The sequence below is a fragment of the Mycobacterium sp. P2_H7 genome (assembly GCF_056403275.1).
In genome coordinates this window covers 70,959-93,407 of record NZ_JBFUFU010000016.1, presented here as the reverse complement: position 1 = coordinate 93,407, position 22,449 = coordinate 70,959, and the positions used below count along the sequence as shown (strand labels likewise).

23 protein-coding genes are annotated in these 22,449 nt (G+C 67.9%); 7 read left to right on the top strand and 16 right to left on the bottom strand.

Annotated elements, in window-relative coordinates; translation table 11 throughout:
• The coding region (locus AC1DY7_RS23785; RefSeq protein ID WP_477496188.1) for an MMPL/RND family transporter at window positions 1-1,808 on the bottom strand (1,808 nt) is incomplete at its 3' end.
• Window positions 1,805-2,236 carry an MmpS family transport accessory protein gene (locus tag AC1DY7_RS23780; RefSeq protein ID WP_477496187.1) on the bottom strand — a complete coding sequence of 144 codons (432 nt, stop codon included), beginning with the start codon at window positions 2,234-2,236 and terminating at the stop codon, window positions 1,805-1,807. The genes AC1DY7_RS23780 and AC1DY7_RS23785, both read right to left, overlap by 4 nt.
• A 177-nt stretch (window positions 2,237-2,413) precedes the next feature.
• Here AC1DY7_RS23780 and AC1DY7_RS23775 point away from each other — a divergent pair, with 177 nt between their 5' ends.
• The gene (locus tag AC1DY7_RS23775) at window positions 2,414-3,004 is read left to right on the top strand and encodes a TetR/AcrR family transcriptional regulator (RefSeq protein ID WP_477496186.1); all 591 of its coding nucleotides are present in this window, start codon (window positions 2,414-2,416) and stop codon (window positions 3,002-3,004) included.
• Window positions 3,005-3,006: 2 nt separating this feature from the next.
• Complete coding sequence (locus AC1DY7_RS23770) at window positions 3,007-3,567, top strand: chorismate mutase (protein WP_477496185.1); 561 nt, start codon at window positions 3,007-3,009, stop codon at window positions 3,565-3,567.
• Here the strand turns inward: AC1DY7_RS23770 and AC1DY7_RS23765 are convergent.
• From AC1DY7_RS23765 to AC1DY7_RS23720, 10 genes are all read right to left on the bottom strand, one after another.
• Window positions 3,553-3,957 carry a hypothetical protein gene (locus AC1DY7_RS23765; protein ID WP_477496184.1) on the bottom strand — a complete coding sequence of 135 codons (405 nt, stop codon included), beginning with the start codon at window positions 3,955-3,957 and terminating at the stop codon, window positions 3,553-3,555. The genes AC1DY7_RS23770 and AC1DY7_RS23765 overlap by 15 nt on opposite strands.
• Before the next feature lie 31 nt (window positions 3,958-3,988).
• Window positions 3,989-4,543: a hypothetical protein gene (locus tag AC1DY7_RS23760; RefSeq protein WP_477496183.1), complete on the bottom strand. Its 555-nt coding sequence runs from the start codon at window positions 4,541-4,543 to the stop codon at window positions 3,989-3,991.
• Between the two features lie 95 nt (window positions 4,544-4,638).
• Window positions 4,639-6,189, bottom strand: coding sequence for a hypothetical protein (locus tag AC1DY7_RS23755; RefSeq protein ID WP_477496182.1), 1,551 nt, complete (start codon window positions 6,187-6,189; stop codon window positions 4,639-4,641).
• A gap of 71 nt (window positions 6,190-6,260) precedes the next feature.
• Window positions 6,261-6,941 carry a hypothetical protein gene (locus tag AC1DY7_RS23750; RefSeq protein ID WP_477496181.1) on the bottom strand — a complete coding sequence of 227 codons (681 nt, stop codon included), beginning with the start codon at window positions 6,939-6,941 and terminating at the stop codon, window positions 6,261-6,263.
• Window positions 6,938-7,837, bottom strand: coding sequence for a vWA domain-containing protein (locus tag AC1DY7_RS23745; protein ID WP_477496180.1), 900 nt, complete (start codon window positions 7,835-7,837; stop codon window positions 6,938-6,940). Before AC1DY7_RS23745 ends, AC1DY7_RS23750 begins: the two co-directional genes overlap by 4 nt.
• On the bottom strand, window positions 7,834-8,796 hold the full coding sequence (locus AC1DY7_RS23740) for a hypothetical protein (RefSeq protein WP_477496179.1): 963 nt from the start codon (window positions 8,794-8,796) through the stop codon (window positions 7,834-7,836). Before AC1DY7_RS23740 ends, AC1DY7_RS23745 begins: the two co-directional genes overlap by 4 nt.
• On the bottom strand, window positions 8,787-9,266 hold the full coding sequence (locus tag AC1DY7_RS23735) for a hypothetical protein (RefSeq protein ID WP_477496178.1): 480 nt from the start codon (window positions 9,264-9,266) through the stop codon (window positions 8,787-8,789). The genes AC1DY7_RS23740 and AC1DY7_RS23735 overlap by 10 nt, the downstream gene beginning before the upstream one ends.
• Complete coding sequence (locus tag AC1DY7_RS23730; protein ID WP_477496177.1) at window positions 9,250-10,122, bottom strand: DUF58 domain-containing protein; 873 nt, start codon at window positions 10,120-10,122, stop codon at window positions 9,250-9,252. The genes AC1DY7_RS23735 and AC1DY7_RS23730 overlap by 17 nt, the downstream gene beginning before the upstream one ends.
• Before the next feature lie 6 nt (window positions 10,123-10,128).
• On the bottom strand, window positions 10,129-11,130 hold the full coding sequence (locus tag AC1DY7_RS23725) for an AAA family ATPase (protein ID WP_477496176.1): 1,002 nt from the start codon (window positions 11,128-11,130) through the stop codon (window positions 10,129-10,131).
• Window positions 11,131-11,185: 55 nt separating this feature from the next.
• A complete protein-coding gene (locus AC1DY7_RS23720) occupies window positions 11,186-11,806 on the bottom strand; it encodes a DUF3159 domain-containing protein (protein WP_477496175.1) in 621 nt (206 codons plus the stop codon).
• A gap of 97 nt (window positions 11,807-11,903) precedes the next feature.
• On the opposite strand from AC1DY7_RS23720, the gene AC1DY7_RS23715 reads away from it, so the two are divergent.
• The 3 genes from AC1DY7_RS23715 to AC1DY7_RS23705 are packed head-to-tail and all read left to right on the top strand — an operon-like array spanning window position 11,904 to window position 14,461.
• Window positions 11,904-12,488 (top strand): TetR/AcrR family transcriptional regulator, encoded by a 585-nt coding sequence (locus AC1DY7_RS23715; protein WP_477496195.1) that lies wholly within the window; start codon window positions 11,904-11,906, stop codon window positions 12,486-12,488.
• 25 nt (window positions 12,489-12,513) lie between these two features.
• Window positions 12,514-13,725: an acyl-CoA dehydrogenase family protein gene (locus AC1DY7_RS23710; RefSeq protein WP_477496174.1), complete on the top strand. Its 1,212-nt coding sequence runs from the start codon at window positions 12,514-12,516 to the stop codon at window positions 13,723-13,725.
• Window positions 13,726-13,774: 49 nt separating this feature from the next.
• Window positions 13,775-14,461: a phytanoyl-CoA dioxygenase family protein gene (locus AC1DY7_RS23705; RefSeq protein WP_477496173.1), complete on the top strand. Its 687-nt coding sequence runs from the start codon at window positions 13,775-13,777 to the stop codon at window positions 14,459-14,461.
• On the opposite strand, the gene AC1DY7_RS23700 is transcribed toward AC1DY7_RS23705, so the two are convergent.
• Complete coding sequence (locus tag AC1DY7_RS23700; RefSeq protein WP_477496172.1) at window positions 14,448-15,668, bottom strand: DUF7373 family lipoprotein; 1,221 nt, start codon at window positions 15,666-15,668, stop codon at window positions 14,448-14,450. The two genes, AC1DY7_RS23705 and AC1DY7_RS23700, sit on opposite strands and share 14 nt — an antisense overlap.
• A 20-nt stretch (window positions 15,669-15,688) precedes the next feature.
• Complete coding sequence (locus AC1DY7_RS23695; protein ID WP_477496171.1) at window positions 15,689-17,584, bottom strand: serine/threonine-protein kinase; 1,896 nt, start codon at window positions 17,582-17,584, stop codon at window positions 15,689-15,691.
• Between the two features lie 63 nt (window positions 17,585-17,647).
• On the opposite strand from AC1DY7_RS23695, the gene AC1DY7_RS23690 reads away from it, so the two are divergent.
• Together AC1DY7_RS23690 and AC1DY7_RS23685 are read left to right on the top strand one after the other, a co-directional pair.
• The gene (locus tag AC1DY7_RS23690) at window positions 17,648-20,146 is read left to right on the top strand and encodes a DEAD/DEAH box helicase (protein WP_477496170.1); all 2,499 of its coding nucleotides are present in this window, start codon (window positions 17,648-17,650) and stop codon (window positions 20,144-20,146) included.
• Between the two features lie 118 nt (window positions 20,147-20,264).
• Entirely contained in the window at window positions 20,265-20,993 is a 729-nt protein-coding gene (locus AC1DY7_RS23685) for a cutinase family protein (RefSeq protein WP_477496169.1), read from the top strand.
• On the opposite strand, the gene AC1DY7_RS23680 is transcribed toward AC1DY7_RS23685, so the two are convergent.
• Window positions 20,990-22,027, bottom strand: a complete 1,038-nt coding sequence (locus AC1DY7_RS23680; protein ID WP_477496168.1) for an LLM class F420-dependent oxidoreductase — start codon at window positions 22,025-22,027, stop codon at window positions 20,990-20,992. The two genes, AC1DY7_RS23685 and AC1DY7_RS23680, sit on opposite strands and share 4 nt — an antisense overlap.
• The gene (locus tag AC1DY7_RS23675) at window positions 22,024-22,449 is read right to left on the bottom strand and encodes a nuclear transport factor 2 family protein (RefSeq protein WP_477496167.1); all 426 of its coding nucleotides are present in this window, start codon (window positions 22,447-22,449) and stop codon (window positions 22,024-22,026) included. The genes AC1DY7_RS23680 and AC1DY7_RS23675 overlap by 4 nt, the downstream gene beginning before the upstream one ends.

Here is a 22,449-nt window from a genome sequence, read left to right as displayed (position 1 = left end):
ATGGCCCAGCACGACGGGATGTCGTAGCAGTGCGGTTCCCAGTACAGGTAGTTACGGATGGGCCGGAAGAAATCATCGAAATCGGCGATGTGGTCCCGCAATTCGGCCACATCGACGGTCATGTTCTTCATCTTGCCGACCATCGAATGGGTGGTGGCCGCCATCTGGACGGTGATGTTGGACATCTTGGTCATGCTCTCGATGGTCGACTGCATGTCGTCGGCCTGCTTGAGCATGTTGGCCATCATGTCCTGCTGGTACTTCTCGTTCATCTTCTGAGACGTGCCCTGCATGCTGATCTGGAACGGGATCGAGGTGTGCTCGATCGGCGTGCCCTGCGGCCGGGTGATGGCCTGCACGCGCCCGATGCCGGGGGTACGGAACACCGCCTTGGCGATCTTGTCGATCACCAGGAAGTCCGCCGAGTTGCGCAGATCGTGGTCGCTCTCGATGAGCAGCAGTTCGGGGTTCATCCGGGCCTGATTGAAATGCCGGTCCGCCGCGGCATAACCTTCGGCCGCGGGAAGGTTCTGCGGCAGGTAGTTCCGGTCGTTGTAGTTGGTCTTGTAGCCCGGCAGCGCGACCAGGCCGATGAGACACAGGGCAATCGTCGCCACCAGGATCGGGCCGGGCCAGCGCACCACGGCCGCACCGATCTTGCGCCAGCCGCGGATACGGGCACTTCGCTTGGGCTCCAGCGTCTTACCGAACCGGGTGGCCACCGAGATGATGGCCGGCCCCAGCGTCAGAGCACAGAGCACCAGCGTGACCATGCCGACGGCCAGCGGGATACCGAGGGACTGGAAGTACGGCAGCTTGGTGAAGTGCAGGCAGAAGGTCGCACCGGCGATCGTCATACCCGAGCCCAGGATCACGTGCGCGGTGCCGTGATACATGTCGTAGTACGCGGCTTCGCGGTCCATGCCGCGGGTGCGCGCCTCTTGATAGCGGCCGATCAGGAAGATCGCATAGTCCGTCGCCGCGGCGATGGCCAGCGTCACCAACAGGTTTGTCGCGAACGTCGAGAGCCCGATGATGTCGTAGTAGCCGAGGAACGCCACCGCGCCGCGGGTCGCGGCCAAGCCCAGCACCACCATGACCAAGGTCAGCAGCACCGAGACCACCGACCGGTAGATCAGCAGCATCATCACGATGATCACGCAGAAGGTGAGCGCCTCGATCACCTTGAGGCTGCGGTCACTGGCGATCTGCTGATCGGCCGTCATCGCGGCCGGACCGGTGACGTAGACCTTCACGCCCGGCGGTGCGGTGAGGCTGTCGACGGCCGCCTTCACCGCGTCGATCGATTCGTTGGCCAGCGACTCGCCCTGGTTACCGGCGGTGTACACCTGCACGTAGGTGGCCTTGCCGTCGGCGCTCTGCGCGCCGGCCGCGGTCAGCGGATCGCCCCACATGTCCTGGATGTGCTCGACGTGCTTCTTGTCGGTCTCCAGCTTGGCGACCATCTCGTCGTAGAACTTGTGCTCTGCATCGCCGAGCTGGTGGTCGCCCTCCAACACCACCATGGCCGAGCTGTTCGACTTGAACTCCTGGAAGTTCTCGCCGACGCGCTTCATCGAGATCACCGACGGAGCGGTCTCGGGGCTCATCGAGACTGCCTTCATCTGCCCCACCACTTCGAGCTGCGGGACGATGACGTTCAGTAGTACGACGAGGGCGATCCAGCCGATGATGACCGGAACAGCCAGGGTGCGAACCCATTTCGCAATGCCACGACGGTCGTGTTCGGTGGCGTGCGGGGCGGCCGTGAAGGGATCGGTGGGCGGATCGGTCTGAGGTGCACTCATGCGGATTTCACCAAGCAGTAGGTATGGGCGCCGACACCGTCGACAGTACGTTCGTCTTTGACCTCGTCATCGACGGTGATGCGGCAGGACAGCGAGGCACCGTCGCCCTGGCCCGAGATCGTGGGGAAGACAGAGGGTGCGGTGGTGCTCAGCGTGAGGGTCCAGGGCAGTGCGACGTTGTCGGCGCGCTGCGGCTTGGCGTCGAGATCCATGTAGTTGACGTTCGCCGTCGCACCGGGCTCACCCCAGATCTCGTACTTCACCACCTTGGGATCGAATGGCTCGCTCTCATCGGCGGCGCTGTTCTCCGTGGAGACGTAGCCGGGACCGGTGCCGAAGAAGGTGCGCACCCGCATCACCGTGAACGATGCGACGGCCACCACCACCACGATGACCAGTGGTATCCACACGCGTTTCAACACGTTCATCGCCCGACTCCGTCCGATCCGTGAACAGCCTCAATTAGCCTAGCTACTCGACTGGACGAGATTAGCCAATCGGCTAAGTTAGGACAAGACGAACGTCAAACTCTGTGACGGCGGATACTGTCCGTGCAAAGATGCGCAGCAGGTCACATGCCGGATCAGCGAAAGGAGGCGGGTCGGATGGCCAAGCCAGTGGCGCAGCGCGGCTTCGCACGCGAGCGGGTGCTCGACGCCGCCCTGAATCTGTTCGCCGAACGCGGCGTCAACGGCACATCGCTGCAGATGATCGCCGACCACCTCGGCGTCAGCAAGGCCGCGATCTACTACCAGTTCCACACCAAGGACGACATCGTGCTGTCCGTCGTGCGACCGGTGTTCGACGACATGGACCGGTTGGTGCGCATCGCCGAGACCATCGCCAGTCCGGATTCCCGCCGCGACGCCACCATCAGCGGCTTCGTCGAGATGGCCATCCGGCACCGGCGCATCGGCAGCTTGTTCTACGGCGACCCGGCCGTGCTCGAGTTGGTGAAATCGCACCGGGAGTTCGAGGAATGCGGCGACCGCATGCGCACGCTGCTGATCGGCCCGACCGTCGACGTCGCGACCCGGGTGACTATCGGGATGATCACCGCGGGCGTCTTCGGCAGCATCACCGAGCCGCATCTGAGCGACGTCTCCGACGCCGACCTGCACCGCATCCTGCTCGACCGCGCGCAACGACTGCTGGCCGTCGCCGCCGAACCCAGCACCGCGGCTCTGCGGCGCTGATCATGAGAATCGGACTGGCCGCACTGGCCGCACTGGCCGCCGTCACCGCGATGGCCGTCACGCCGGCGGTGGCGCACGCGACGCCCAGCCCGCTCGATCCCCTGGTGTCGGCCGCCGCAGAGCGGCTGCAGGTCGCCGATCCCGTTGCCGCGCTCAAGTGGATCACCAAGGGCGACATCGAAGATCCGGCTCGCGTGCAGCAGGTGCTCGCCTCCGTCGGCACCACGGCGGACACCCGCGGGATCGATGCGGGCTACGTGACACGGATCTTCACCGATCAGATTCATGCGACCGAGGCCGTCGAGTACCGCCGGTTTGCGGAATGGAAACTCGATCCCGCCGCCGCGCCACCCACCGCGCCGGACCTGTCGTCGTCGCGGGCGCGCATCGACGCGCTGAATACGACGATCGTCGATGAGATTGCAGCGCAATGGGATCTGCTGCACTCACCGTCGTGCGCCGCGGCCCTGCGCGATGCGACCGAGGGCGCCGCGGCGACACATCAGCTGGACCAGGATTACCGGGACGCGTTGGCCTACGCGACCCACTCATACTGCGGCTGAGACCATTCCGGCCCGCTGCTGTTTGGCTACGCCGAAGTTCGCCACGGTCCGGACCAGTTGCTCGAGGTCAGCCACCGTGGCGACCGGTACCCCGCTGGGTGCCATCCACAGTCCCCGATGAACGCGCCGCAGCGTCAGGTGCGGTATCGGCGCGCGCAGCACGGTGATCGGCTCGTCACGCACAATCTGCGCTTGTAAAGGCCGGCCGTCGGTGCGCCGCACGGTCAGAAGCGCAGGACGTCTGATCACGTCGATGGCGCCGGTCCGGTACCGCCCACCCAGCCCGATCTGGATCATGTCGTCGACCAGTGGCACGGTCAGACGAACGACACCGGTACCGAGTTCGTCGAGCTCGGGGACGCGGAGCAGCCAGCGCGGAGCAACGAACACTCTTTAATGGTAACGGTTGCCAATAAGTGGCTCAGCGGCCGCCGGCCTCCGCGGGTAACGGCGGCGGCAGCGGCGTGGTCGAAGTCGGCGTCGTGGAGGTCACTGTCGTGGTCACGGTGGTGGCGGTGCCACTGGTCGACGTGCCACTGGTCGACGTGGACGGCGAGGTGGCGAGCGCGCCCTGCGGTTCGTGCACATCGGTCAACGGTTCGTTGCGCAGTACTGTGCCGCCGGTGCTCACCTTCAGCCCATTGGAGGTGACGGTGTAGGTGACGCCGTCACTCTCGGCGACAAACCCGCCGTTCGAGGCGGTGGCCTTGAGCACGAGCTTGGCGCCGTCACGCACCCGAACGCCGCGATATTCGTAACTGCCGCCGGAGGTCTTGCAGATGGCGACGCGCGCGCTCGACGTGCTGCCGAAGAGGACGGCGACCGCCGGGGCGCTGCACCGCGCCGTGGAATCGACATAGCCCTGGCTGTCGCTGTCCGGTGCGGCGCCGGCCAGTCCCGCGGCGGTGGCGAGCAGCGTCAGGCCCGCCGCGGCGGACGCGGTCAGGCGGACAACGGAGAGCTTGGTAGTAGGCATCACCATCCACCAGACCACGCCACGCCACTTTGCGCGAGCGTCAACGCCGGGGCAGCACCGAATTGTTAACTTTCCGCAATGCGCTCGAGCTTGCGTCAGCCGCGGCGGACGAACCCGAGGTTGTCGGCGATGACGGTGCCGGGGCCGATCGGCAACTGCTCGTGATCGGAGCCGCCGATCTTCACGAAGGCGAGCTTCTCGGCGGCGGCCTTGCGCAGCAGGTCTTCGAACGCCATCAGCGTCAACTGCTCACCGGGGCAGCGCCGGTAGCCGAAGCCGAACGGCGCGAAGCCGGCGTAGTCGCAGACCGGCATCGGACGGTCGTCCGCGACACCGAAGACCGTGCCGAACGCGCTGTTGCGCAGCGCGGCCTTGCGACCGTCCTTCACGTCGAACGAGGTCGGCGTGAAGGGGCAATTGGCCAGACCCATCTGATGGATCTTCGCCTCGTCCACGTCCTGACTGGTGGGCACACCGCTGTAGCGCGATGGGTCGAACTCGTCGGGGTTGCGCCACTGCACGGGGTCATGACTCGTCGACGTGTGCGGGCTGACGATGTAGCCGTTGCGGTCGAACGGCGGCTTGCGGGTCTCCGACAGGGCGGAGATGCTGCCGCCGTTCGGGGAGATGGTGCGGAACAGTTCCATCACCAGACGTTCCAGGGGCGGGAACGCCGACCCGTCCGGACGGTCCGGGTCACCCGACATCGTCTTGGCGAACCAGTCCTTGGCGCCCGGATCTCCGCCGGTGTCAGCGAGTTTGGCCATCACGTTGTACAGGCTGTTGCCCCACTGACTGAACGCGACGAAGTTGTGGAAGCACTCGAACACCACATCCTTGTGGTTGAAGTACTCGCTGCCTTCGCCGTTGGCCAGCCAGTACCAGCCGAAGGTCTTCTCGCGATCCGGCGTCTTCCCCGAGCTCAGGTCCGCCAGCCGGTCGTCGATCCACGTCTTGAGGAAGTCCAGGTGCTTGCGGACCGTCATGTAGTTGTCGTAGACGATCTTCTGCGTCGGATCGCGGTAGGCCAGCACGGTGTTGAAGCTCGCGCCGATCTCGCGGACCTGCGCCGGGATCTGGTCCCCCCGCACGCCCAGGTGCAGATCCCAGTAGAGGTCCCAGAAAGTGTCCAGGTAGATCCGCATCAGCGGTTTGTTCGCGTTGCCGGGGGCGAACAGATCGGTCCAGAATTTCACGATCTTGGCGCGGTAGGCCCCGTCGTACAGGTCGGGCGTGACCGCCGACATGTAGATCCGCTTGCGGCGGTTGTCCGGTCCGCGCTTCTCCAGGCCCTGCAGGAACACCGTCACGCCGGCCTCGGGATCCGGGCGCCAGGTCTTGCTGAGCAGTCCCCACAGATCGGTGGGCAGCGCGTTCTCCTTCGTCAGCGCCACGTCGATCATCGGCAGCACCGGACGCTGACCCTCGTACATGCTGACGAGGTAGTTGGGCACGATGGCGTTGTCGACGTACTCGGTGTCGAATTCCGCGTATTGGGCGCGCAGTTTCGCAATCACCTCGGCGGTGGCGTCGGTGCTCGGTGCCGGGGCGGCGCTGTTCTCCGGCGACGAGCAGGCCACGACCGACTGCGCGGACAACGCCGCGACCGCGCCCGCCCCGCTCGCAAGGAAAGTGCGCCGCCTCATGTCATCCCCTTCGACCACCGGATATCACGCTTATTAACGCACGCGACAGGATCGAACTGATGACGTTCGGGCTAACCTCGCGCGTCGCGCAGGATCTGCTGCAACCGCTCCACGGGATCGCCGGCGCCGGGATCCAGCTGCCGCGCGGGCTCCTGTTCGGTGGGCGACGTCCCGACGATCGGGGCGGGCGCCGGGGCGGCCACCGCCGGCGGGGGTGGTGGTGGCGGTGGGGGCAGGGTCGCGAGCGCCCGCAACTTGTCCTCCAGCCGGGCGGCAGCGCCATCGAGGACCGCGCGCCGACCGGGGTCGGGATCGGCGTTACCGGCGAAGCACCCGGACGGTGCTCCCCGCACGGCCTCGAGCGCGCTGCGGTACTGCCGCGCCGCCATGTCCGGGTCGAAGATGCCTGCTGCCCGGTCGCCCAGTGTCTCGCGAACCAGCTCGAGGTTGACCCGGACCGGGCACGATGCCGCCGCGTCCGTGCCGTCGAGCGCGGCCGAGAAGCGGTCGTCGGCGGCGTCGAGCCGGCCGCCCAGAACCGCGAGTGCCCCGTCGGCGAACGGCGCGTTGGCCGGCTCCAGGACGTTGAGCACTCCGAGCCCGGCGACGTCCGTGCGCAGGCCTTCCTGATCGCCTTCGGCGAAGTGCCGTTCGGCCGAGTTGCCGAGCACCACGACGGAGACCGCCTTCACCATCAGCAGGACGATCAGCACCACCACGGGTGCCGACCACAGCAGCAGCCGCCGCCTCACCGCAGTGCCCCGACGTCGACGGACCGGGTACGACGGAATTCACGCAGGATCACGACCAGTTCCGCGAGGAGCAGCACTGCCGCGATACCTGCCGGCGCCCAATATGTTTCGATGAATCGCGCGGCGGTCAGCGCGTCGTCCTGCCCGCCGCTCGTGTCCTGCGGTAGCACCGCATCCAGGGGCCCGGCGTCCGCTCGTGGCAGGAAGGGCACCCCGATCTGACCGGCGACCTGTTGCAGCGCGCCGCCTCCGGATGTGCCGTAGCCGAGAACGGCGCCGCCATCGACCGCACCGGCAGGAAGGTCGAACGGTCTTGTCGGAAGACGTGATCCGGGTGCCCCGGCACCTAGGTAGAACACCAGGTTGTCCGCGCGTGGGTACTGTTGGCGCGCGCTGATCAGCTGGTAGCGCAGGACGGTGCCCGCGGCCCCGGCATTCGCCTGGCTCAGGGCGTCGGCGTTCTCGGCGTAGGGCCGCACGGCCGAGACCACCGGACGCAGACTCCAGGTGTCGGCCGACAGCGGCCAGTCCAGCGACGGCTCGGCCGCGAATGTGACGAGTGCGAAACGGGCGCCGGGGTAGCGGTCGATCAGCGCGTCCACGTCGGCGCGGGCCGCGGCCATGTCGGTGCGCATGTCCGGGGACCGGTCCAGCACCACGAACACACTCGGGGCGGTGTCCCCCACCGGCCTCGCCTGGACGTCACCCCCGACGACGGGACGCCAGCAGGCCAGCGCGAGCAGCACGGCGGCCGAGGTGACAGCGGCCCAGCGCCACAACGGTTTCCGCGGCCACCCGGCAGCCCGGATCCGCAGCAGCGCCGCGGCGCTACACAGGACGATCACCGCGCACAGCGCGGCCAGGACGATCGGGTTCACCACCGGCAGGAAGGTCATCGCCGCACCACCCGCGAGAACACCAGCAGGCCGGTGACCGCCAGCAGCGCCAACACCAGTGGGATGTCCGGTGATTCGAGGGTCCGCGCCGCGACGTGCTCGGCCTCACCCGGCGCCGGCGGATGCGCCCGGATCTCGTCCAGCTGTGCCGCAGCCGCACCGGCGCCTGGATGGAACAGGCCGCCGGTCGATCGGACCAGGGTGTCGATGGTTGCGGTGTCCTGGCCCGATACGATGGCGTTCACCTGAACTCCTGCCGCCGTGGCCATATCCCGAAGCCGGTCCGCGGTGAACAGCTGCGGCCGAACCTCATTCGGCTGCCGAAGCGTCCCGGGTCCCACGTAGATGAGGGACCGTGGACTCGGGGCCGGGGCGCCGAAATCCGGGAAGCCGGTCAGGCACATCGCCAGCACGTCCTCGACACTTGTGGCGTAGTCGGTGTAGGTGACATCGGCGATCAACCGGCCGTCGCTGCCGGACCGGGCCAGCTCGGCGAATTGCGCGGCGGCATATTGGTAGTCACGAGTCAATGGGACGGCGCGGCGGTTCGCCGAGGTCAGCCCGATCCGTTCGGCGCCCAGGGTGGTGACCTGTTCGGCGAAGTACTGCAGCGTTGCGGCGACCGCCGGGTCGGTCGATGGGGCGCCCGTGCAGACCATGATGTCGCCGGCGGACCGCACGGTGTGATCGTTTGCCGCAGAGGGCAGTCCGGTGGGCCTGCCCGCGGCGAGGACCGCCGCGGCGAACCCGGTGACCAGCAGGATCGCGGTCACCGCGAGCCGCAGGGTCCGCAGCCGGACGGCCCGGCGGTACTGCGGCAGCCGGGTCAGCCGGGCGGTGTTGGCCAGCGGACGCAACTGTCGCCGCTCGGCGCCCGTCGGCCACAGGACCGCCGCGCCGATTCCGACCGCGAGCGCCACGCACCCGGCGATCGCGACGATCCACCATCTCAGGTCCATGTGCGGACCAGTTCCTCGGCGCGGTCGCTGACGTCGCCGACGTCCACCGCGGAGTCCGCGTTGAACTGCGCGTCGACCAGGTCCGCCAACACCGCTGCGGCGGAGGCCAGTTCACTGTCGGCGATGGCGCCCAGTTGCATGTATTCGGCCCGCAGACCGGTGATCCGGTGCAGGAAGCGGCGCACTTCTGCGCTGACGGCCGCACCCGCCGGCGCCGGCGCGAGCTCGCCGCGGCGATAGCGCACCGCGATGGCCCGGATGGCGCGCGCGGACCGGCGCTTGATCAGATGATCGCGCGCACCCGACAGCACCCGCACCTCGGGAAGCCGTCTGCCAGGCGCGGTCAGCGCGAAAACGGCTGCGTACCAGATGATCAGGACGGCCAGGCAGAACACGGCGACCCACAGCCAGACCTGCGCGTAGGGTTGCGGCCCGGTGACGTAGCGGAGCAGATCATCGGGCACGGGCATACACCTCCGTCATCGCCGTCAGGCCCGACCTGATGCCCGCGCTCCCCGCGAAGTCCGTGTGCACGACCGCGTGCGTGGTGAGGAACTCCGAAACTTGCTGGCGTCGTTGCTCTTCGGACTCGCGGTAGGCCTGCACGACACCGGCTCCCAGCTCGGCACCACTGAGTACGAACGTGCCGCCCGCGATGTCGAAGCCGGCCCGTTCGTCCTCGGCGGAGGACACCGCGGGCTGATCGGAGATCATCGCCCACATCAGGTCGTGCCGGGCGGTCAACCGGGTCAGCACCTCGGCCAGCTCGGGACTGGGGTCGGGTTCGTCGGCCACTACCACGATCAGCAGCCGGTGCCGGTAATGCTTTGCCACCCAATTCAACTGGACGGCGATGTTACTGGCCGCCGGTGTGGTGGTGCTGTGGTGGTGGAAGCGGTGCAGCAGGTATTCGATGTGTGTCTCGCCGCGGCGCAACCGGATGTCGACACAGCCCCTGGCGTCGCCGAGGACCATGCCGATCTGGTCGGAACGGGGCACGGTCAGCAACCCGACCGCGCCGATCACGTTGCGCGCCACCTCTTGTTTGCGCTCTCCGGACGGCGCCAGGGCGGTGATGTTGCGTCCGGTGTCGGCGACCACCAGGACCTTGTGGTGTTTCTCGGAGACGAACCGCTTGATCAACGTGTGGCCGGAGCGGGCGGTGGCCTTCCAGTCGATGTCGCGGACATCGTCGCCCGGCACATACGGCCGGAGGTCATCGAGTTCCAGGCTGCGGGTGTGCACCAACGCGTAGCGTCCGCCGTCGAGCAGACCGCCGGCGTCACGGCCGAAATGCGCTCTCGCGCTGTCTAAATGCCTGCCCATGTCGGGTCAGGGCACGCGGACGGCGCGCAGCACCGCGTCGACCACCGAGTCGGGCGTGATCCTGGCGCTGGCCGCCTCGAAGCCGAGGATGAGGCGGTGTCGTAGCACCCGGTGCGCGACGTCCGCGATGTCCTCGGGCACGACGTGCCCGCGGCCGCGCAGCACCGCCAGGGCACGGGCGGTGCGGCAGAAGGCGATGGTGGCGCGGGGGCTGGCGCCGTACTCGATGAGCCGGGCCATGTTCGCGGGCAGCTGCCCGTCGGGTGCCCTGGTCACCGCGACGAGGGTGCTGGCGTACTGGATCAGGGCCCGGTCCAGATGCACGCCGCGCACCGCCTGCTGAATTCTGCGGATGTCCTCGATGCCGACGACCGGGGCGGTGTGATGGTCCTTGTCGTACAGCCCGGTGTCCATCCGCGCGATGATCTCGACCTCGTCGTCGATCGTCGGGTATCGGACGATGTCCTTGAGCATGAAGCGGTCGGTCTGGGCTTCCGAGAGCGGATAGGTGCCTTCCTGATCCACCGGATTCTGGGTCGCGATGACGAGAAACGGCTCGGGTATGGGGTATTCCACGCCGGCGATGGTGGTCTGGCGTTCCTCCATCGCCTCCAGCATCGCGCTCTGCGTCTTGGCGCTGGACCGGTTGATCTCGTCGAGCAGCACGATGTTGGTGTGCACCGGCCCGAGTTGGGTCACGAACGTGTTGGCCGTGGCGTCATAGATCTGGGTACCGATGATGTCGCTGGGCAGCAGGTCCGGCGTGCACTGGATGCGCCGGAAGCCGCCGTGCACGGATTCGGCGACGACGCGCGCCGCCGTGGTCTTTGCCAGGCCCGGGACGCTCTCGATCAGCAGGTGGCCGCCCGCGAGCAACCCCAGCAGGATCGACTCCCGCAGATGTTCCTGGCCCACCACTTTGGCGGAGAACGCCGAAGCCACCGCCCCTATGACGTGTTGGGCGTCGGCCATATCGCGGTCGTTGAGCCGCATACCGGCAGTCGTCATGCGTGGCGGGTACCCGCCGGGCAGGTGATTCATGCCCACCTGGTGTTCGCTGGCGTCAGTCGGCCGGGTGCGGTACCGCCCGGATCGCCGTGCGAATGGCCAGGTAGATCAACGACGAGGTGACCACGAACACCGGCCAGCCCATCGCGACGCGGGCGATCGCGAGCAGCTCGGCCTGATCGGAGTCGTACAGGTGGTATTGGACGAAGAACCGGGTCCAGGACACCAGCGCCATCACCACGGTGACGGTGTCGAAGGCCAGCCGGGCCCGTCGGACCCCGCGCCAGCTGCCGTCCCGCCCGGTGACCCGCGCCCACACGACACCGACGAGTGGGCGCCGGATGAGCACCGACACCGTGAAGGCGATCGCCATGCCGAGGTACATCCAGATGCCGGGCAGGTAGAAGTCCTTGGCCTGACCGGTGATGAACGCCAGGCCGGCACACAGCAGCACACCGCCGAAACCGAACAGCGCGGGACGGATGGACTCGCGGCGCGCCAGCTGCCACACCAGGATCACCACCGCGACACCGACGGCGGCGGCGACCGCGGGGACCAACCCTGCCAGCGCCGAGGTGGCGGCGAACACAGTGACCGGGAGCGCGGTGTGGATGAGGCCGCGCACGCCACCCGCATGGGCCAGCAGCGCGGCGGCCGGTGACCGCGTGTCCGTCATACCCACCGAGGGTACGGGCGTGGCAGAGGGGCATTTGCCGCCCGCATGGTGAGTGAGTACTCTCTCACCTGTGACCGCCTCCCGCCGCGATCAACTCATGGCCACCGCGCTGCAGCTGTTCGCTGCCAAGGGCTACGGGGCGACGTCGGTGGCCGATATCCAGCAGGCGGCCGGACTGGCGCCGGGTTCCGGTGCGCTCTACAAGCACTTCAGTTCGAAACGTGCGCTGCTGGAGGCCGCCGTCGCCAGCCGCATCGAGAAGATCGTGACCGCCCGCGAGCAGTACGACTCCGGCGACCAGAAGGGCGTGGAGGCCTCGGTACGTACCGCAGGCCAGCTGATCTGGAACAACCTCACCGAGAGCGAAGAGTTGCTGCGGGTCATGCTTCGCGAACCCGACGAGCTCGGCGACCTGGACGAGAAGACGTGGCAGGTCATCACCGACAACGCCTACCAACGTTTCGCCGACGAACTCTCCGCGTCGAATCGGGCCGGCCGCACCGCGATTCCCGATCCGGAAGCCGCCGCGTCGGTCGCCATCGCCTCGCTCTGCTACAACGTCACGCTGCGCGCACTGACCAACCGCACCCCCGGCAACGTCGACGACGACCGTTATTTCGAGGCCTGGGTGGACCAGACCACCGCCGTCCTGGAACGCCACACCATCCCCAAGAAACCTTGAGCACCACACTGATTCAGGAGTTCACATGACCTTCTCGCTCCAACTGTCCGACGACGTCATCGAGGTGCGCGACTGGGTACACCAGTTCGCCGCCGAGATCGTGCGGCCCGCCGCCTCCGAATGGGATGAGCGCGAGGAGACGCCGTGGCCGATCATCGCCGAAGCGGCCAAGGTCGGGCTGTACTCCCCCGAGTTCTTCGGGACGCAGGCCGCCGAGCCGAGCGGGCTGGGATTCATCACCGTCTTCGAGGAGCTGTTCTGGGGTGACGCCGGCATCGCGCTGTCCATCCTGGGTACCGGCCTGGCCGCTGCGGCGTTGGCGGGCAACGGAACTCCCGAGCAGATCGGCCTGTGGCTGCCCGCGATGTTCGGCACACCGGGCGAGCCGCAGCTGGGTGCGTTCTGTTCCTCGGAACCCGACGCGGGTTCCGACGTCGGCGCCATCCGCACCCGGGCGCGCTATGACGAAGCGACCCGCGAATGGGTACTCAACGGCACCAAGACCTGGGCCACCAACGGCGGTATCGCCAACGTGCACATCGTGGTTGCGTCGGTGTACCCGGAGCTCGGATCCCGTGGGCAGGCCACGTTCATCATCCCGCCCGACACCCACGGCCTGACCCAGGGTCAGAAGTTCAAGAAGCACGGTATCCGCGCCTCGCACACCGCCGAGGTCGTCCTCGACAATGTCCGCCTCTCCGAGGACCTGATCCTCGGCGGCCGCGAGAAGTTCGAGGAGCGGGTCGCCCGCGTCAAGTCGGGTGCATCGGCCGGCGGACAGGCCGCGATGAAGACCTTCGAACGCACCCGACCCACCGTCGGCGCCATGGCGGTCGGTGTGGCGCGCGCCGCCTACGAGTACGCACTCGACTACGCCAGCCAGCGTGAGCAATTCGGCCGCAAGATCGGCGAATTCCAGGCCGTCGCGTTCAAGCTCGCCGACATGAAGTGCCGCATCGACGCCGCCCGGATGCTGGTGTGGCGCGCCGGGTGGATGGCACGCAACAATCAGAACTTCGACAACGCCGAAGGGTCGATGGCCAAGCTGGTGGCCAGCGAGACCGCCGTGTATGTCACCGACGAGGCCATCCAGATCCTCGGCGGCAACGGCTACACCCGTGACTATCCGGTGGAGCGCATGCACCGCGACGCGAAAATCTTCACCATCTTCGAAGGCACCAGCGAGATTCAGCGCCTGGTGATCTCCCGCGCGATCACCGGGCTGGCCATCCGGTAGCGCGAAAAACCAGTGGCGCCGGGCACCGGCGCCGGGGCACGCTGAGACGATGACCGACGTCGACGCCTTCCGTCGCGACGGCTACGTCCGGATCGACGGCGCCGCGGTGCGCGAGGACGCCCTCGCCGCCCAGGCGCTGCTGTGGGAACGTATCGGGCTCGCACCGCATCACCCTCGGCAATGGACACGTCCGGTGGTGTGGACCGCCGATCTGGCCGGAGCTGCCCCGTTCGGCGCGCTCACCCGCCATTCCGCCTTGGCGGACACACTGGACGACCTGGTCGGCGCGGATCGCTGGATACCGCGAGCATCGCTGGGCAACATCGCCATTCGATTCCCTCTGGAACCGGACACCGATGACCGCGGCTGGCACATCGACCACAACACACCGCTCCCGGACGGCTCGTGGGCGGTATCCGGGCGCCCCCACACCGTTCTGTTGCTGACCCTGCTGTCGGAAGTCGGCGCTCCGGACGCCCCCACCCGCATCCGCGTCGGGTCACACCATGACGCGGGCGGAGTGCTCGGTACGGAACCGATGGATGCGGTGACGGCGGGCGAACGCGTCGCCGCCGCCAGCACGAGCCGCCCGGGGGCCTCCCCCCCGGGGCACCCCGGGGACATGTTCGTGTTGCATCCACTCACCGTCCACGCGGCGGACCGCCATCATGGCCGCCGCCCGCGCTTCATGGCTCAGGCGCCGGTTCTGTTGACCGAACCTCTCACTTGGCCGTGAGCAACACGTACTGGGCGGCCACCAACTGCTGGACATCCGGCAGTTCGGCACCGGTCGCCTCGATCGCGTACTGACCCGCCGGGGCCACGCAGTAGAAGCTCTTCGGGCGTGCGGCGCAATGACTTTCGGGCAGTGCCTGCACCGCGTCGGCCGGTGTGGCCCCCTCCGACAGCACCTCGGCGTTGAAACCGTTGGTGATCATCAGTGCGGTCAGCGGTTGCTTGGCCTGGTAGACGTTCGCCTTGCCCATGGCGACCATGGTCACCCCGGTGTCGGAGAACAGTGTCTTGGATGCCACCGGATCGGTCTGGAAGTGCATGGCCGCCTTGGCTGGATACACGGCGTTCTTGCTGGCACTGACCTCCCCGCCCAGCGGGATGGTGCGGGCCAGCAGGCCGGTCGGGTCGAGCGGGACCTCGGCGAACGCCGGCAGGCCGGCCGGGGTGAACTTGTCGATCGCCGGTCCCTGTGTGTCGATCGCCTTGGTGATCAGAGCCGCGGCGGCATCCCGGCCGTCGGCGTCCTGGGCCAGCTGCATGAATACGAACGTGCCGTGCGGGGTGAACGACCGCACCACCGACCACGGGTGATCCGCGCCGTGCGGAGTGAAGTCGTAACTGACGGCGGCCGCCTCGGGATGGCCTGGCACGGGGGCGCGCTGCGGTTGGGCCCCACCGACGGGACTCGCAGCGGCGGCGTCTGCCATCGCCGTCGCGGCGGCGGTGGCGGCCGCGGGGTCGGGGAATCGCAACACCGCGTTGACGAAGACCGCCTTGTCCGAACTGCGCGCGGAGGCGAAGCCGTTGACGAATCCGTGTTCCTGCGCGGCCGTCGCGATGGCCTCCGGGCCCAACTGTGCCAGCAGGAGCGGAGTGGTCAGGATGTAATAAGCGCTCAGGTACGGCTTGACCAGCGTCTTGTCGACGTCCCAGGGCCCGATGACGAACTCGGCCATCCCGCGCGCGTCCGCTGCCACACCGGCCTCGACGGAGCCCGCGTTACCGAGCGGGGGTCGCGGCGCCGTGGGGTAGCTGCCCACGTTGAGCAGGGTGGGACTGACGATCGGCGGCGGCGTAGCCGTGGGCGCTGCAACCGAATTGGTGGGCGCCGAAGGGTCACTGGTGTGCGAACATGCGGCAAGGGCCACCACGCTGGCAAGGACCAGTGCGTGCTTCACCCTGGGCCGCAACGCATCTGATGTAGTCATTGCGATCCGACCCTAGCGCGCTAATCGCCGGTGCGGACGAACTTGTCCGTGAAATCTCCGCCCTTGCATTCGCCGCCGGTGGAGATGTTCTGCCCTTTGCCGGACAGCACGGGGATCGGATCCTGCGCATCGCCCGTCAACGGGTACTCGGCGGTGATCTTGGTGTTGGTCGTACCGCCCATGGCGCACGGGACGATGCCCTCTTCGTTGCGCACCCATTTGCCGTCGGCGAACACCAGGGTCACGACGCCGTCGATCGCGTGGAACATGCTGATGCACCGGTCACCGGTGCGCAGACAGTGGGTGCGCACCTGCAGGTCCGGCGACCCGGGCGCGTAGCCGCCGTTCGCGTACACCGTGGACTCGTGATAGCGCCCGCGCAGACCCGACGCCGGAGACGTCACCCGTGGCGGGAGGGTGGTCGGGTCGGGCAGCGTGCTGCGCTCGTTCTCGCCGGTGCGGGTGAACGTCACCGTCCGCTTGCCGCTTCCGCAGTTGTTCGCGGTGGATCTGGCGGTCTCACCGGTGAGCGTTCCGTCGGGTTGCGGCGTCAGGGTGTAGACCACCCACACCTCGGTGGGCACATCGGGACACTGCACGGACGCGGTGGCCACGGCGACCCAGTCGCCGGCGATCAGGTCGAAGGTCATGTCCGAGACCAGCACGATGCCGCTCTCCCCGACATAGGACGCGGTCGCGATGCACCCGCCTGCACCGCACCCGGAGCGGACGTCGTAGGTGCCGGTGGTCGCCGGTGCGCCCGGAACCGGGTTGCCTTCCAGGTCGGTACCGGGCCCGAAGTCGGCCCGGTACAGGCCGGTGAAACCGGATCCGGTGGCCACCTGCGCGGTGGGGGCGGCCGACGGCGCCGGTCCTGCGGCCGGCTGGTCGTCGCGCGACAGCAGTCGCGTCCCGGCGAAGACACCACCGGCGACCAGGATCAGGGCGAGGACCGACAGCACCGCGATCAGTGGCTTGGAGACACCTTTGGAGACAGGCTTCGGTGCCGGCGGGGTGCTGGACGCCTGCGTGGGCGGCGGCGTGACGGCGGTCGAGGTGGGCTGGCTGCGGTGATCCTCGATAGGCGCATTCAGTTGGTATTGCAGTGCATGCGCGAATTCCTGACAGCTGGGGTACCGGGCTTCGCGGGTCTTGGCCATCGCCCTGGCCAGTACCGGATCCAGCCCGCGCAGGTCCGGGCGCCGGGCGCCCAGGGACGGGGCAGGCGCGGTGACGTGCCTGGTGATCACCACCGCTGGGTTGCTGTCGGCGTACGGCGTGGTTCCGGTGAGCAGATGAAATGCGGTGCAGGCCAACGCGTATTGGTCGGTACGCCCATCCATCGGCTCGCCGCGCAACTGCTCGGGTGCGGCATAGGCGACCGTTCCGACCGCCATGTTGGTCGCGGTCAGCTTCGTCGAGTCGTCCATCGGGCGGGCGATGCCGAAGTCGGCCAGATAGATCCGCGAGGTGTCGGATTCCAGCAAGATGTTGGCCGGCTTGATATCTCGATGCAACAGGCCGCGCTGATGCGCATAGTCCAGCGCCGAGGCGACGCCGGCGATGATCGGCAACGCCACGTGCGCGGGCATCCCGTTGGGATAGTGGTCACGCAACAGCCGGGCCGCGTCGGTGCCCGCCACGTAGACCATCGAGATCCAGAGCTGGCCGTCGACTTCGCCGCGGTCATACACGCCGAGGATGTTGGGGTGCGACAGCGTGGACACCAGATCCGCCTCGCGCCGGAACCGCGGTGCGTACTCCGGATCCGCGGTCAGCGTCGCCGCGAGGACCTTCACCGCATCCTGGCGCGGCAGCCGCGGATGGTCGGCCAGGTACACGCTGCCCATCCCACCCGCGCCGAGCAGTCGCCGGATGGTGTATCCGGCGAAGACCTGGCCCTCGGTGAGCGACACGGGCAAATCGTATTCGACCCGTCGTGCGCGCGAGGCAGGTCGGTCAGGCAGGCTGGAGCAGACATGAAAACCCTGTTGCCTGCGCCTGACACCGACCCCGACGAACTGTTCACCTCATTCGCCGCCTGGGCCGAGGAGGCGGGCACGACCCTGTACCCCGCGCAGGAAGAGGCCCTGATCGAAATGGTCAGCGGCGCGAACGTGGTGCTGGCCACGCCCACCGGTTCCGGTAAGTCGCTGGTGGCCACCGGGGCGATCTACGCGGCGCTCTCGACGGACCGCGTCAGTTTCTACACCGCCCCGATCAAGGCCCTGGTCAGTGAGAAGTTCTTCGCGCTGTGTGAGGTGTTCGGGGCCGACAACGTCGGCATGCTGACCGGCGACGCCTCGGTCAACGCCGACGCCCCGATCATCGCGTGCACCGCCGAGATCCTGGCCAACGTCGCCCTGCGGGAAGGTGCCGGGGCCGACATCGGCCTGGTGGTGATGGACGAGTTCCACTTCTACGGTGACCCCGACCGCGGCTGGGCGTGGCAGGTGCCGCTGCTGGAACTGCCGCGCGCACAGTTCCTGTTGATGTCGGCCACCCTCGGCGACGTCACGTTCCTGCGGGAGGACCTGACCCGGCGCACCGGCCGGCCGACGGCACTGGTGGCCGGCGCGGAACGCCCGGTGCCGTTGTACTACTCGTACGCCAGCACGCCGATGCACGAGACCATCGGGGAACTGCTGGCCACCAAGCAGGTGCCCATCTACGTCGTGCACTTCACCCAGGCCTCCGCCCTGGAACGCGCCCAGGCCCTGATGAGTGTCAACGTGTGCACCAAGGAGGAGAAGGCCGCGATCGCCGAACACATCGGCGCCTTCCGCTTCTCCACCGCCTTCGGCGCCACGCTGTCCCGGTTGGTGCGCCACGGCATCGGCGTGCACCACGCCGGCATGCTGCCCAAATACCGGCGCCTCGTCGAACAACTCGCCCAGGCCGGCCTGCTGAAGATCATCTGCGGCACCGACACTCTGGGCGTGGGCATCAACGTGCCGATCCGGACCGTGGTGTTCACCGCGCTGTCGAAGTACGACGGCACCCGCACCCGGCTGCTCAGCGCCCGGGAATTCCATCAGATCGCCGGCCGCGCGGGCCGCGCGGGCTATGACACCGCGGGCACCGTCGTCGTCCAGGCGCCCGACCATGAGGTGGAGAACCTCAAGCAGTTCGCGAAAGTCGCCGACGACCCGAAGAAGCGGCGAAAGCTGGTGCGCCGCAAGGTACCCGAGGGCATGGTGCCGTGGAGCGAGGCGACCATGACACGACTGGTGGAGGCCGCGCCGGAATCGTTGACCAGCACCATGCGGGTCTCGACGGGGATGATCCTGGATGTCGTCGATCGCCCGGGGAATCCGTTCGAGTCGATGCGCCGATTGCTCACCGACAATCACGAGCCGCGCAAACGTCAGCTCAAGCTGATCCTGGAAGCGGTCGGCATCGCCCGCTCGCTGCTGCAGGCCGGCATTCTGGAACGGCTCCCCGAACCGGAGGCCGACGGCAGGCAATACCGGCTGACCGTCGACCTGCCACCCGATTTCGCGCTGAACCAGCCACTGTCGACGTTTGCCCTGGCCGCGGTGGACGTCCTCGACGTCGACGCCGAAACCTATGCGCTGGATGTGGTTTCGGTGATCGAGGCCACGCTGGAGGATCCCCGGCAGATCCTGTCCGCGCAGTTGAACAAGGCCCGCGGCGAAGCCGTCGCGCAGATGAAGGCCGACGGCATCGAGTACGACGAACGCATCGAGTTGCTCGACGAGGTGACCTACCCCAAGCCGCTGCAGGAGATGCTGCAGTACACCTTCGAGGTGTACCTGCGTACCAATCCGTGGGCCGCCGACGGGAAGCTGGCGCCGAAGTCGGTGGTGCGCGAGATGTGGGAGCGGGCGCAGACCTTCCGGGAGTTCGTCAGCGAGTACGGCCTGACCCGCTCGGAGGGTGCGGTGCTGCGGTATCTCTCCGACGCGTTCAAGGCGCTGCGCTCCGGAGTTCCGGCGGCAGCCCGCACCGAGGATGTCGCCGACATCGTCGAATGGCTGGGTGAGCTTGTCCGACAGGTTGATTCGAGCCTGCTCGACGAATGGGAAGAGCTCACCAGCGGTGCGCATCCCGAGGCTGCGCCGGTGACGGTGCCGGTGCGGGCGCTGACCGGCAATGTCCGGGCGTTCACCGCGATGGTGCGCAATGCGTTGTTCCGGCGGGTCGAGTTGTTCGCGCGCGGTCGCTGGTCCGACCTCGGCGCGATGGATGCCGGCTCCGGGTGGCCCGCGCACCGCTGGGAAGAGGTGGGCGCGGCGTATTTTGCCGAGCACGACGATGTGGGCACCGGCGCCGACGCCCGCGGACCCGCCATGTTGATCTTCGACCGTCAACCGGAGGTGTGGCGGGTCCGCCAGATCTTGGACGATCCGGCGGGTGACCACGACTGGGGCTTCGATATCGAGGTGGACCTGCCTGCCTCGGATGAGGAAGGATCACCGGTGGTACGGATCGTCGGGGCCGGCCGACTCGACTGAGCGTGCCGGGCATCACATTCGGCAATGATTCGGATGTGAAGTTCCTGGGTATCCGGACCGTGCTTATCGCGGGGCACCGGCGCCGCCGCGGGTTGGGGACGAAGTGTGGAGCGGCGAGATGAATCGGATTGATCGTTGGTTGGGCGCGGGAGCTGCGACATTGTTCGCGGCGGCGGGTTCGCTGGTCGCGGCGGGGACGGCTGCCGCCGACCCGTGTCCGGACGTGCAGGTGGTGTTCGCGCGCGGCACATTTGAGCCCGCCGGTGTCGGAGGTGTCGGGCGGGCCTTCGTGGATTCGGTGCGAGCCAAGGCACCCGGCAAGTCCGTGGAGGAGTACGCGGTGAACTACCCCGCATCGATCGATTTCTCGACGGCGGCCGATGGTGTCATCGACGCCAGCAACAAGGTCATCGCCACGGCGGCGGCCTGCCCGAACACCAAGATCGTGCTCGGCGGTTACTCGCAGGGCGCGGCGGTGGCCGCGTACATCACCGCCGACGCTGTGCCGCAGGGCTTCGCACTGCCGCCGGGCCTGACCGGACCGATGCCCGCCGACGTCGCCGACCACGTCGCGGCCGTCGCGTTGTTCGGCAAGCCGTCCAGCGGCTTCCTGCAGATGATCTACACCGGCGCGCCGCCGATCACCGTCGGCTCCCGGTACGTCGGCAAGACCGACGACGTGTGCATCGCGGAGGATCCGGTGTGCTCACCGGACGGCCACGACCAAGGCGCCCACGGCACCTACATCGATCGCGGCCTGGTCGATCAGGCGGCCGACTATGTGGTCGGCCACCTGGGCAACCAGCGGACGGCGCAGCCCGTGAACCAGGCGTCCACACACGGCTAGACCAGATTGCGCAACTGTTCGATCAGCGTGATCCGGGCGGCAGGTGTCTCGGCGATCGGCACGACGTTGAGTGCCGTGACGCCCGCCTCCCGGAACGCTGCGACCCGCTCCTTGACGAATCCCGCTGAGCCGACCAGGGATACGTCGCGCACCAGATCGTCGGGCACCGCCTTGGCGGCGGCCTCTTTGTCGCCGGCCAGGTAGAGCTCCTGGATGCGGTCGGCCTGCGGGCCGTAGCCGTAGCTGGTGGCCAGTGAGTGGTAGAAGTTCTTGCCTTTGGCGCCCATCCCACCGATGTACAGCGCCAGGTGGGGTTTGATGAACTCCCGCAACGGTTCGACGTTGTCACCGATGGCGAGCACCGGTCCGGCATACACGTCCAGCTCGCCCAGCGCGGGATCCCGCTTGGCACGCCCGGCCTGCAATGACGTGCCCCAGACGTCGGCGGCCTTCTCTGGCAGGAAGAAGATGGGCTGCCAGCCCTCGGCGATCTCGGCCGTCAGCTCGACGTTCTTGGGCCCCAACGCCGCGAGCAGCACCGGGATCCGTTCCCGGACAGGCTCGTTGATCAACTTCAGCGGTTTGCCCAGCCCGGTGCCGCGGTCCTTCGGCAGCGGGATGGTGTAGTGCTCGCCGTCGAACTGCACCCGTTCGCGGCGCCACACCTGCCGACAGATCTGCACCACCTCACGGGTGCGGGCGATCGGCGCGTCGTAGGGCACCCCGTGGAAGCCCTCGATGACCTGCGGTCCGGATGCCCCGAGCCCCAGGATGAACCGGCCGTCGGACACGTAGTCCAGGCCGGCCGCCGTCATCGCGGTCAGGGTGGGTGTGCGGGTGTAGAGCTGCATGATGCCCGAAGCCAGTTGCACCCGTTGGGTACTGGCGGCCAGATAGCCCAGCGCGCTCACGGCGTCGAACGAGTACGCCTCCGGGACGAAGACGATGTCCAGGCCGGCGCGTTCCAGATCGGCGACCTCGGCGGCCACCTCCTTGAATCCGCCGGCGTAGTTGATGCCGAGCCCGATCTTCACTGGGAACCCTCTCCCCCGGGTCGCTGCGCTCCTGCCCCCAGGAACGAAGCTTCCTGCTGGATCTGCGGGAATTGCGCCGCCATCGCCTCCGACAGTGCCTGCGCACCGGAGAGCGGACGGACCATCACCATGAAGTCGTCGATCAGCCCGTCGGCATTGGTGTGGATGAAGTCGCAGCCGGTGATCCGTTTCCCCGACACCGTGGCCTCGAAGACCAGAGCGTGGTCGGCGCCGTCGCTGATCTCGCGGATGTAGCGGAAGTCCTCGAAGACTCGCAAGACCCCGCGCAGGATCGCGGCGGTGAGCGGTTTACCCGGGTACGGCTTGAACGCCACCGGGCTGGTGAACACGACGTCGTCGGCCAGCTGGGCGGCCATCGCCTCGGGATCCCGGGCTTCGACGGCCTGACGGAAAGGATGCAT